Origin of the sequence: Endozoicomonas sp. 8E (genome assembly GCF_032883915.1) — a bacterium.
GTDB lineage: Bacteria > Pseudomonadota > Gammaproteobacteria > Pseudomonadales > Endozoicomonadaceae > Endozoicomonas_A.
Genome location: NZ_CP120717.1, coordinates 5,809,229 through 5,822,077, shown reverse-complemented (window position 1 = coordinate 5,822,077; position 12,849 = coordinate 5,809,229). Strand labels below are relative to the sequence as shown.

The 12,849-nt window shown below is 49.2% G+C and carries 5 protein-coding genes; all 5 read left to right on the top strand.

Features of this window, described 5'->3' with window-relative positions; translation table 11 throughout:
* Nucleotides 1-82 precede the first annotated feature (82 nt).
* Complete coding sequence (locus P6910_RS20415; RefSeq protein ID WP_317143092.1) at nucleotides 83-2,539, top strand: hypothetical protein; 2,457 nt, start codon at nucleotides 83-85, stop codon at nucleotides 2,537-2,539.
* 184 nt (nucleotides 2,540-2,723) lie between these two features.
* Nucleotides 2,724-5,345 carry a hypothetical protein gene (locus P6910_RS20410; RefSeq protein ID WP_317143091.1) on the top strand — a complete coding sequence of 874 codons (2,622 nt, stop codon included), beginning with the start codon at nucleotides 2,724-2,726 and terminating at the stop codon, nucleotides 5,343-5,345.
* A gap of 241 nt (nucleotides 5,346-5,586) precedes the next feature.
* Nucleotides 5,587-8,058 carry a hypothetical protein gene (locus tag P6910_RS20405; RefSeq protein ID WP_317143090.1) on the top strand — a complete coding sequence of 824 codons (2,472 nt, stop codon included), beginning with the start codon at nucleotides 5,587-5,589 and terminating at the stop codon, nucleotides 8,056-8,058.
* A gap of 239 nt (nucleotides 8,059-8,297) precedes the next feature.
* Nucleotides 8,298-10,349 carry a hypothetical protein gene (locus P6910_RS20400; protein WP_317143089.1) on the top strand — a complete coding sequence of 684 codons (2,052 nt, stop codon included), beginning with the start codon at nucleotides 8,298-8,300 and terminating at the stop codon, nucleotides 10,347-10,349.
* Nucleotides 10,350-10,693: 344 nt separating this feature from the next.
* A complete protein-coding gene (locus tag P6910_RS20395) occupies nucleotides 10,694-12,799 on the top strand; it encodes a hypothetical protein (RefSeq protein ID WP_317143088.1) in 2,106 nt (701 codons plus the stop codon).
* Nucleotides 12,800-12,849 lie beyond the last annotated feature (50 nt).

The window sequence follows — 12,849 nt, the reverse complement described above, 5'->3', positions numbered from 1 at the left end:
AGATAGAATTATTAAGCACTCGCTCTTTGTGGTACCGCTGTTACTGCTACTGTCGTTGTCTGTCATCTGTCAGGCCGGATCCTTGACAAGACGTTTTATTGTCGAGCTTGAACGGGATGCAGGCTCCTCAAAACAAAACTTTTCTTTAAAACGTGACTGGCGTACGTTGTCGGGCAACCCATCAGATATTGCCCACATAAACGACTATGAACAACCAGGTTTGCCACCTTATAAAAAACGACATGGATCACCTGGTTATGGAATAGAAAAGACCATCATTGAGTCGAGTTCGTGGCAATGGCTTTGCGCTACGAATCTACTTATTGCTTACGAACTGACCGTGACCACAAAAGTGGCAACCAGGATCACCACCCCTTATTTATCGCTTCCTTTAGAAGTGCTTGTCGCTGTTGCCTGGTTTTTAAAAAACTATTGGAATCCCGATACACGGCTGTTTGGCACGATTGAACAACAGGTGAACTCTATAATGACAGAGGGGGATCACCGGTTTGCAACCATCACTGCAGTGTTTGGCTCCACAGAGAACTCACCGCAATATCAGTCGTCAGAATCATCCGGCCAGCCAGCCTCAAAAGCCACCCTGGCGTCTATAAGCTCTTTTATCAGCCCCCGGAATAATGACTATAGCGGTGGAAACGGAGGCGATCAGCAACAGCTGCATACTTTGGGTTTAAATTGTTTCATTCATCCCTGTCATGGATTTTGTCAATTGAAACCCTTGTTCGAGAGCAGCGAGTCCACTGAATGGCCCCTGAATACCCTGAAAATCTCATGTGTTCACCTGGCCACTGGACACTGCTCAAGTTGCATGAAACATTTTGATCCTGCATATGCTTCGGAGTCCCATCAAAACCCTTTTTTCAATACATTGCATGATCTTTCTGACATTCAGCTCCCGTTCGAGTCTGTACCACCATTTGATGACATTGATGGTCACCTTACAGGCTTAATCCAGAATGCCATTGACGCTACTGAGTCACTCGATGATGATGTGCCAATGCTCGAGCATTTGTCTTCCAATGCTGATGATTTTTCGATCGTTAATGGGTCACCCGATTTACAGCGTCTTCTCAAAGAAGACGAGCCTACCTTTACGCTTAACCCTTCAGAGACACTTCAAAGCACCTCCAAATTATCCCAATTGGATCGCCAACCTCATCTTTCCCGAACAGGCGCAGTACAAGCTAAAGCCGACAGTAGTCAAAAAGTCTGTGAGTTGACCGTGGTCGGGGAGGACGGCCAGCAGCGGCCATGCTGGAAGGTCTGTAAGAATGCTAGAGCCCTGTCGAGCCACAAAAGTGAATACCACAGAGGGCAACAAACCTGTAAAGTGACTGTGTTCGGGGAAGACGGCCAGCAGCGACCATGCGGTAAGGCCCTAAAGAATAGGAAAGCCCTAAAGGACCACAAAAATAAATACCACAGTGGGCAACAAACCTGTAAATTGATCGTGTTCGGGGAGGATGGTCAGCAGCGGCCATGCGGGCAGCTCTGCAAGAATGTCATAGCCCTGTCGAATCACAAAGGCACATGCCACACCGGGCAAAAAACCTGTGAGGTGATTGTGGTTGGGCAGGATGGCCAGCAGCGACCATGCGGGAAGGTCTGTAAGAATGCTGGAGCCCTGTCGAGCCACAAAAGTGAATACCACAGAGGGCAACAAACCTGTAAAGTGACTGTGTTCGGGGAAGATGGCCAGCAGCGACCATGCGGTAAGGTCCAAAAGAATACGAAAGCCCTAAAGGACCACAAAAATAAATACCACAGTGGGCAACAAACCTGTAAAGCGATCGTGGTTGGGGAGGAGGGTCAGTTGCGGCCATGCGGGGAGGTCTTTAAGAATTCTTCAGCCTTGTCGAATCACAAAAGCAGATACCATAGCGTGCAACAGACCTGTGAAGTGATCGTGTTCGGGGAGGATGGTCAGCGGCGGCCGTGCGGGAAGCTCTGCAAACATGCTAAAGCCCTGTCGAATCACAAAAGCAAATACCACAGAGGGCAACAAACCTGTGAAGTGATCATGTTTGGGGAGGGTGGCCAGCAGCGACCATGCGGGAAGGTCTTTAAGAGTGGTGTTGCTCTGACGGATCACAAAAGAGGAGAACACTCCAGGCAACAAACCTGTGAAGTGATCCTTTTCGGGAAGGATGGTCAGCAGCGACCATGCAAGAAGGTCTGTAAGAGTGCTTTAGCCTTGTCGGAACACAAGAGTAGATACCACAGCGGGCAACAAAGCTGTAAAGTGATCGTGGTTGGGGAGGATGGTCAGCAGCGACCATGCGGGAAACTCTGCAAGAATGTCAGAGCCATGTTGTATCACAAAAGAAGCGCCCATAGCAACCAACAACACTGTAACCTGACCGTAATCGAGCATGGCCAACAATGGTCGTCCGGGGCGGTCTGCAAAAAAACTCAAACCCTGTCGTATCACAAAAGAAGAGATCGAAAACGCAAGCCTGCTGCGGGCGAGGACGATGAACTCAGTCCGCCAGCAGATAAAGTGAACAAGTGTGATTAGCAGGGCGGAAGCTGGCGGACTGATACCTGTCAACGCCCCGGGAGCACAGGAGTATGATTTTTGAGCGCTTTGACAGAAAACGTGTTTATTTTCTTGATCTATCCTTCCTCTCTGTAAACCGGAATGCAGAGATAGAATTATTAAGCACTCACCCTTTGCGGCACTGCTGTCACTGCTACTGTCGTTGTCTGTCATCTGTCAGGCAGGATCGTTAACAAGACGTTTTATTGTGGAGCTTGAACAGGATACAGGTTCCCCAAAACAAAACTTTTCTATAAAACATGACTGGCGTACGTTGTCGGGCAACCTGTCAGATATTGCCTATATAAACGACTACGTAGAACCAGATTTGGTAACTGATAAAAAACGACATAGGTCACATGATTATGGAATAGAAAAGACCATCATTGAGTCGATTTCGTGGCAATGGCTTTACGCTGGCAATCTGCTGATTGCTTACGAACTGTTCGTGACCACAAAAGTGGGACCCAGGATCGCAACTCTTTATTTATGGCTTCCTTTAGAAGTACTTGTCGCTGTTGTCTGGTTTTTAAAAAACTATTGGAATCCCGATAAACGGCTTTTTGGCACGATTGAACAACAGGTGACATCTATAATGACAGAGGGGAATCACCCGTTTGCAACCATCACTGCAGTGTTTGGTTCCGGAGAGAATTCACCGCAATACCAGTCGTCAGAATCATCCAGCCAGCCAGCCTCAAAAGCCACCCTGCTGCCTATAAGCTCTATTATCAGACCCCTGAATAATGACTATAGCGGCGGAAACGGAGGCGATCAGCAACACCTGCACACTTTGGGTTTAAATTGTTTCATTCATCCCTGTCATGGATTTTGTCAATTGCACCCCTTGTCCGAGAGCAGTGAGCCCGCTGAATGGCCCCTGAATACCCTGAAAAATTCATGCGTTCACCTGGCTACCGGACACTGCTCAAGTTGCATGAGGAATTTTGATCCTGCAAATGCTATGGAGTCCGGTCAAAACCCTCTTTGCAAAACATTCAATGATTTTTCTGACATTCAGCTTCCATTCGATTCTGACTCACAATTTTATGGCATTGATGATGACCTTACAGACTTAATCCAGAATGCCATTGGCGCTACTGAGTCACTCGATAGTGATGTGCCAATGCTCGGGCATTTGTTTGCCATTACTGAAGATTTTTCGGTCATTAACGGGTCACTTGATCTGCAGCGTCTTCTTAAAGAAGACGAGATTGCCTTTACGCTTAAACATTCAGAAACACAACAAACCACCTCTAGGTCATCCCGATTGGATCAGAGCCAACCTCATTTTTCCCGGACAGGCGCAGCACAAGCTAAAGCCGACAGTGATCAAAAAAATTGTGAGGTGATCGAGGCCGGTAAGGACGGCCAGCAGCACCCATGCAGGAAGGCCTTTAAGAGTCCTGGAGTCCTGAGGAATCACAAAGACAACCATACCGGGCAAAAAGTCTGTGATCTGACCGAAGTCGGGAAGGATGGCCAGAAGCGGCCGTGCGGAAAGTTTTGCAAGAATGCCAGGGCCCTGACGGCTCATAAAAACAAATACCACAGCGGGCAAAAAACCTGCGAAGTGATCATATATGGGGAGGATGACGAACAGCGACCATGCGGGAAGATCTGTAAGAATTCTGTAGCCTTGACGGACCACAAAAGTAAATACCACAGCGGGCAACGAGTCTGTGAAGTGATCTTGTTTGGGGATGATGGCCAGCAGCGAACGTGCGGGAAGATCTGTAAGAATTCTATAGCCTTGACGGACCATAAAAGTAAATACCACAGAGGGCAACGAGTCTGTAAAGTGATCGTGGTTGGGAGCGATGGTTGGCAGCGACCATGCGGGAAGCTCTGCAAGAATGTTCAAGCCCTGTTCAATCACATCAGAGGAGAACACTCCGGGCCACAAACCTGTGAATTGATCACCTTCGGGGACGATGGCCTGCAGCGACCGTGTGGGAAGGTCTGTAAGAGTGCTGGAGCCATGTCGGACCACAAAAGTAAATACCACAGCGGGCAACGATTCTGTGAAGTGACCGTGTTCGGGGAAGATGGCCAGCAGCGACCATGCGGGAAGGTCTGCAAGAATTCTGTATCCTTAACGGACCACAAAAGTAAATGCCACGGCAGGCAACGAGTTTGTAAAGAGGTCGTGGTCGGAAACGATGGTCGGCAGCGGCCATGTGGGAAGCTCTGCAAGAGTGCTAAAGCCCTGTCCAATCACAGAAGAGGAGAACACTCCGGGCCACAAACCTGTGAAGTGATCGTGTTCGGGGAGGTTGGCCAGCAGCGCCCATGCGGGACGGTCTGTAAGAATGTTGGAGTCCTGTCGAACCACAAAAGTAGATACCACAGCGGGCAACAAACCTGCAAAGTGATCGTGGTTGGGGAGGGTTTTCAGCAGCGGCCATGCGGGAAAGTCTGCAAGAGTGTTAAAGCCCTGTCGGATCACAAAAGTACGTACCACAGCGGGCAACAAACCTGTAAAGTGATCGTGGTTGGGAAGGATTTTCAGCGGCGGTCATGTGGGAAAGTCTGCAAGAGTGCCAAAGCCCTGTCGAATCACAAAATAAACGTCCACGGCAAGCAACAAAACCGTAACTTAACTGTAATTGAGGATGGCCAGCAACGGCCGTCCGGGACGGTATGCAAAAACCCTCAAGCCCTGTCGTATCACAAAAGAAGAGATCGAAAACGCAAGCCTGCTGATCTCGACGAGGGCGATGAACCAGGTCCTTCAGCGGATAAAATGAATAAGTGTGATTATCAGGAGAAACTGACGGACTGATACCTGTCAACGTCCTGACAGCATTCATGAAACGAGTACACCAACGAGTAGCAGTATCGGGCCTACCTTCTGCAACTGGTAGCATGATTTTTGAGCGTTTTGACAGAAAATATGTTTATTTTCTTGATCTATCCTTCCTCTCTGTAAACCGGAATGCAAGGATAGAATTATTAAACACTCACTCTTTGCGGCACTGCTGTCACTGCTACTGTCGTTGTCTGTCATCTGTCAGGCAGGATCGTTGACAAGACGTTTTATTGTCGAGCTTGAACGGGATGCAGGCTCGCCAAAACAAAACTTTACTATAAAACGTGACTGGCATACGTTGTCGGGCAACCCACCAGATATTGCCCACATAAACGACTATGCAGAACCAGATTTGCCACCTGATAAAAAACGACATAGGTTACCTGGTTATGGAATAGAAAAGACCATCATTGAGTCGATTTCGTGGCAATGGCTTTACGCTTCGAATCTGCTGATTGCTTACGAACTGTTCGTTACCACAAAAGTGGCCCCCATGAGCGCCGACCCTTATTTATGGCTGCCTTTGGAAGTGCCTGTCGCTGTCGCCTGGCTTTTTAAAAACTACTGGAAGCCCGATACACGGCTGTTTAGCCCGATTGAACAACAGGCGACATCTATGTTGACACAGTGGGGGCATCGGTTTGCAACCATCACTGCAGTGTTTGGCTCTGGAGAGAGCCCACCACAATATCAGTCGTCAGAATCATCCAGCCAGCAAGCCTCAAAAGCCACCCTGCTGCCTATAAGCTCTATTATCAGACCCCTGAATAATGACTATAGCGGCGGAAACGGAGGCGATCAGCAACACCTGCATACTTTGGGTTTAAATTGTTTCGTTCATCCCTGTCATGGCTTTTGTCAATTGAACCCCTTGTCCGAGAGCAGCGAGCCCGCTGAATGGCCACTGAATACCCTGGAAAGCTCATGCGTTCACCTGGCTACCGGACACTGCTCAAGTTGCATGAAGCATTTTGATCCTGCATATGCTACGGAGTCCCGTCAAAACCTTTTTTTCGATACATTGCATGATCTTTCTGGCATTCAGCTCCCGTTCGAATCTGAGCCACTATTTGATGGCATTGATGGTCAGCTCGCAGACTCAATCCTGAATGCCATTGACGCTACTGAATCACTCGTTGATGATGTACCAATGCTCGGGCATTTGTCTGCCATTGCTGAAGATTTTTCGGTCATCAACGGGTCACTTGATCTGCAGCGTCTTCTTAAAGAAGACGAGACTGCCTTTACGCTTAAACATTCAGAAACACAACAAACCACCTCTAAGTCATCCCGATTGGATCAGAGACAATCTCATTTTTCCCGGACTGGCGCAGCACAAGCTAAAGCCGACAGTGATCAAAAAAACTGTGAGGTGACCGAGGTCGGTGAGGACGGCCAGCAGCGCCCATGCAGGAAGGCCTTTAAGAGTCCTGGAGTCCTGACGAATCACAAAGACACATACCATACCGGGCAAAAAGTCTGTGACCTGACCGAAGTCGGGAAGGATGGACAGAAGCGGCCGTGCGGAAAGTTTTGCAAGAATGCCAGGGTCCTGACGGTTCATAAAAGCAAATACCACGCCGGGCAAAAAACCTGTGAAGTGATCATGTTTGGGGAGGATGGCCTGCAGCGATCGTGTGGGAAGGTCTGTAAGAGTGCTGGAGCCCTGTCGGACCACAAAAGTAAATACCACAGCGGGCAACGAGTCTGTGAAGTGACCGTGTTCGGGGAGGATGGTCAGCAGCGACCATGCGGGAAGGTCTGCAAGAATGCTGTATCCTTCAGGGACCACAAAAGTAAATGCCACAGCGGGCAACGAGTCTGTAAAGAAGTCGTGGTCGGAAACGATGGTCGGCAGCGGTCATGTGGGAAGCTCTGCAAGAGTGCTAAAGCCCTGTCCAATCACAGAAGAGGAGAACACTCCGGGCCACAAACCTGTGAAGTGATCATGTTCGTGGAGGATGGCCAGCAGCGACCATGTGGGAAGGTCTGTAAGAGTGCTGGAGCCCTGTCGGACCACAAAAGTAAATTCCACAGCGGGCAAGAAGCCTGCAAAGTTAACGTGATCGGGGAGGATGGTCAGCAGCGATCATGCGGGCAGCTCTGCAAGAATGTCAGAGCGCTGATATATCACAAGATTAAATACCACAGCAGACAAGAACCCTGTAAATTGAGTGTGGTTGGGGAGGATGGTCGGCAGCGACCATGCGGGCAGCTCTGCAAGAATGCTAGAGCCCTGTCGAGACATAAAGGCACATGCCACACCGGACAACAAACCTGTGACTCAACCGTTATCGAGGAGGATGGCCAGCAGCGACCATGCAGGAGGGTCTACAAGAATGCGGAAGCCCTGTCGAATCACAAAAGTAAATGTCACACCGGGCAAAAAACCTGTGATGTGACTGTGGTCGGGACGAATGGTCAGCAGCCATGTGGAAAAGTCTGCAAGAATGCTCAAGCCCTGTCGTCTCACAAAAGAATCGCCCACAGCAAGCAACAACAATGTAACCTAACCGTAATCGAGGATGGCCAGCAACGGTCGTCCGGGACGGTCTGCGAAAAAACTCAAACTCTGTCGTATCACAAAGAAAGAAGAGATCGAAAACGCAAGCCTGCTGTGGGCGAGGACGATGAACTCAGTCCTCCTGCAGGTAAAGTGAATAAGTGTGATTACCAGGGGAGGTGACGGACTGATATCTGTCAACGCCCCGGGAAATTATCAGACTTAAGCGTCCTCGATACGGGATCGCCCGGGCGCGCTATTCTCGGTTAGACTCACAGGGGACATAGGAGTACGATTTTTGAGCGTTTTGACAGAAAGCATGTTTATTTTCTTGATCTATCCTTCCTCTCTGTAAACCGGAATGCAGAGATAGAATTATCAAGCACTCACCCTTTGCGGCACTGCTGTCACTGCTACTGTCGTTGTCTGTCACCTGTCAGGCCGGGTCGTTGACAAGATGTTTTATTGTCGAGCTTGAAGAGAATGCAGGCTCTCAAAAACGAAGCATTCCTATAAAACCTGAGTTGCATACGTTGTTGGGCACCCCATCAGATATTGTCCACATAAACGACTATGAACAACCAGATTTTCCTCCTTATAAAAAACGACATTGGTCACTTGGTTATGGAATAGAAAAAGCCATCATTGAGTCGATTTCGTGGCAATGGCTTTACGTTACGAATTTGCTTATTGTTTACGAACTGAGCGTCACCACAAAAGCGTCAACCAGGATCATCACCCCTTTTTTATCGCTTCCTTTAGAAGTGCTTGTTGCTGTTGCCTGGTTTTTAAAAAGCTACTGGAACCTCGATGCACGGCTGTTTAGCACGATTGAACAACAGGTGACATCTATAATGACAGAGGGGGATCACCCGTTTGCAACCATCACTGCAGTGTTTGGCTCCGGAGACAACTCACCGCAATATCAGTCGTCAGAATCATCCGGCCAGCTAGCATCAAAAGCCACCCTGCCGTCTATAAGCTCTTTCATTAGCCCCCTGAATAATGACTATAGCGGTGGCAACGGAGGCGATCAGGTACATCGGCACACTTTGGGTTTAAATTGTTTCGTCCATCCCTGTTATGGTTTTTGTCAATTGCACCCCTTATCTGGTAGCAGTGAGCCCGCTGAATGGCCCCTGAATACCCTGAAAAGCTCATGCCCTCACCTGGCTACCGGACACTGCTCAGGTTGCATGGGGCATTTTGATCCTGCAAAAGCTATGGAGTCCCGTCAACCCCCCCTTTTCAAAACATTCAATGATTTTTCTGACATTCAGCTTCCATTCGATTCTGATCCACAATTTGATGACATTGATGGTCACTTTACAGACTTAATCCAGAATGCCATTGACGCTACTGAGTCACTCAATGGTGATGTGCCAATGCTCGGGCATTTGTCTTCCATTGTTGATGATTTTGCGGTCATTCATGGGTCACTTGATCTACAGCGTCTTCTCAAAGAAGACGAGCTTGCCTTTGCGCCTAACCCTTCAGAAACACAACAAACCACCTCTAAGTCATCCCAATTGGATCAGAGCCAACCTCATCTTTCCCGGACAGGCGCAGCTCAAGCTAAAGCAAGCAGTGGTCAAAAAAACTGTGGAGTGACCTTAGTCGGGGAGGACGGCCAGGAGCGGTCATGCGTGGAGCTCTGCAAGAATGCCGAAGCCCTGAGGTATCACAAAAGAACAGCACACTCCGGGCAACGAGTCTGTGCAGTGATCGTGGTCGGGGAGGATGGTCAGCGGCGGCCATGCAGGAAGGCCTACAAGAACGCTAAAGCCCTGTCGGATCACAAAAGTAAATACCACAGCGGGCAACAAGCCTGTGAAGTGATCGTGGTCGGTGAGGATGGTCAGGAGCGGTCATGCGGGAGAGCCTTCGGAAATGCTCAAGCCCTTTTGAATCATAAGAGTAGACACCACGGCGAGCAACAAACCTGTGAAGTGATCGTGTTTGCCAAGGAAGGTCAGCAGAGGCCATGCGGGAAGGTCTGTAAGAGTGCGCAAGCTCTGTCGGACCACAAAAGTAAATACCACAGGGGGCAACAAACCTGTAAAGTGATCGCGTTCGGGGAGGATGGCCAGCAGCGGCCATGCGGGAAGCTCTGCAAGAATGCTAAAGCCCTGTCGGATCACAAAAATAAAAAACACAGAGGGCAACAAACCTGTAAAGTGATCATTTTTGCTGAGGATGGCCAGCAGCGACCATGCGGGAAGGTCTGTAGGAATGCTGGAGCTCTATCGAGCCACAGAGGTAGATACCACCGAGGGCAACAAACCTGTGAAGTGACTGTGTTAGGGGCGGATAATCAGCAGCGGCCATGCAGAAAAGTCTGCAAGAACACTAAAGCCCTGTCGGATCACAAAAGAAGAGATCGAAAACGCAAGCCTGCTGATCTGGACGAGGAACTCAGTCCTCCGGGAAATAAAGTGAATAAGTGTGATTACCAGGAGAAGCTGGCGGACTAATACCTTTCAACGTCCTGGCAGCCGCCTTTTTGGTCAGGTTATCAGCGACCTGACAAGTTGATCAGGTAAGAAAGAGACTTTGAATGTCTCTTCAAGAGGCCATTTGCCTTCCAGGTTGGTCGAACGCTGGCTTCACTGCCACCGCTGACAGCAGTGATGGAACGAGTACTCCAACGAGTGGCATTATCAGTTTTCCCTTCTGCCGCCGGGAGTATGATTTTTGAGCGTTTTGACAGAAAACAGGCTTGTTTTCTTGATCTATCCTTCCTCTCTGTAAACCGGAATGCAAGGATAGAATTATTAAACACTCACTCTTTGTGGCACTGCTGTTACTGCTGCTGTCGTTGTCTGTCATCTCTCAGGCCGCATCGTTGACAAGACGTTTTATTGTCGAGCTTGAACGGGATGCAGGCTCGCCAAAACAAAACTTTACTATAAAACGTGACTGGCATACGTTGTCGGGCAACCCATCAGATATTGACCACGTAAACGACCATGCAGAATCAGATTTGCCATCTGATAAAAAACGACATAGGGCTCCTGGTTATGGAATAGAGAAGACCATCATTGGGTCGATTTCGTGGCAATGGCTTTACGCTTCGAATCTGCTGATTGCTTACGAACTGTTCGTTACCACAAAAGTGACCAACATGAGCGCCGAGTCTTATTTATGGCTGCCTTTGGAAGTACCTGTCGCTGTTGCCAGGCTTTTAAAAAACTATTGGAAGCCTGATACACGGCTGTTTAACCCGATTGAACAACAGGCGACATCTATGTTGACACGGTGGGGACACCGGTTTGCAATCATCACCGCAGTGTTTGGCTCTGGAGAGAACTCACCACAATATCAGTCTTCAGAATCATCCAGCCAGCCAGCCCCAAAAACCACCCTGCCGCCTATGAGCTCCTTTATTAGCCGACTGAATAATGACTATAGCGGCGGAAATGGAGGCAATCAGCAACACCTGCACACTTTGGGTTTAAATTGTTTCGTCCATCCCTGTCATGGCTTTTGTCAATTGTCCCCCATATCCGGTAGCAGTGAGCCTGCTGAATGGCCCCAGAATCCCCCGGGAAGCCCATGCGTTCACGTGGCTACTGGATACTGTTCAAGTTGCATGAGGCATTTTGATCCCGCATATGCCAGGGAGTCCGATCAAAACCCTCTTTTCAAAACATTGAATGATCTTTCTGACATTCAGCTCCCATTCGATTCTGAGTCACCATTTGATGGCATTGATGGTCATCTTGCAGACTCAATCCAGAATGCCATTGACGCTAATGAGTCACTGAATGGTGATGCGCCAATGATCGGGTATTTGTCTTCCATTGTTGATGATTTTGCGGTCATTAATGGGTCGCTCGATTTACAGTGTCCTCTCAAAGAAGACGAGCTTGCCTTTACGCTTAACCCTTCAGAAACAGAACAAACCACCTCTAAGTCATCCCAGTTGGATCAGAACCAATCTCATCTTTTCCGGACAGGTGCAGCAGAAGCTAAAACCGACAGCGGTCAAAAAACCTGTGAACTGATCGTGGTCGGGAAGGACGGTCAGCAGCGGCCATGCTGGAGGGGCTTTAAGAGAGCCGGAGCTCTGGCGAATCACAAAAGCAAATACCACAGCGGTCAAAAAACCTGTGAGCTGATCGTGGTCGGGAAGGACGGCCAGCAGCGGCCATGCTGGAGGGGCTTTAAGAATGCCGGAGCTCTGGCGAATCACAAAAGCAAATACCACAGTGGTCAAAAAACCTGTGAACTGATCGTGGTCGGGGAGGATGGCCAGCAGCGACCATGCGGGAAGGTCTTCAAGAGTACTGGAGCCCTGACGAATCACAAAGTCGTATCCCACACCGGGCAAAAAATCTGTGACCTGACCGAAGTCGGGGAGGACGGCCAGCAGCGGCCATGCGGAAAGCTTTGCAGGAATGCTAAAGCCCTGTCAGATCACAAAAGTAAATACCACCGAGGGCGACGAGCCTGTGAAGTGATCGTATTCGGGGAGGATGGTCAGCAGCGGCCATGCGGGGGACTCTTCAAAAATGCTAAAACCCGGATAGATCACAAAAGAAAAAAACACTCCTTGCATAAAGCCTGTAAAGTGATTGTGGCCGGGGAGGATGGTCAGCTGCAGCCATGTGAGAAAATCTGCAAGAATGCTATAGCCCTGGCGGTTCACAAAAGAGGAGAACACTCCGGGCAACGAGCCTGTAAAGTGATCGTGGGCGAGCAGGATGGTCAGCAGCGGCCATGCGGGAAGGTCTTCAAGAGCGCTGGAGCCCTGTCGGATCACAAAAGAAAAGGTCGAAAACGCAAGCCTGCTGATCTGGACCAGGACGATGAACTCAGTCCTCCAGAAAATAAAGTGAATAGATTTGATTGCCATGGGAAGCTGCCGGACTTTAGCGTTCTCGATACTGGGTCGCTATTCTCGATCAGCGCTCCTGGTTGAGCGCCATAAAACACGAAAAGGACCGTCGTAAAATATGTAAAGATCCCATG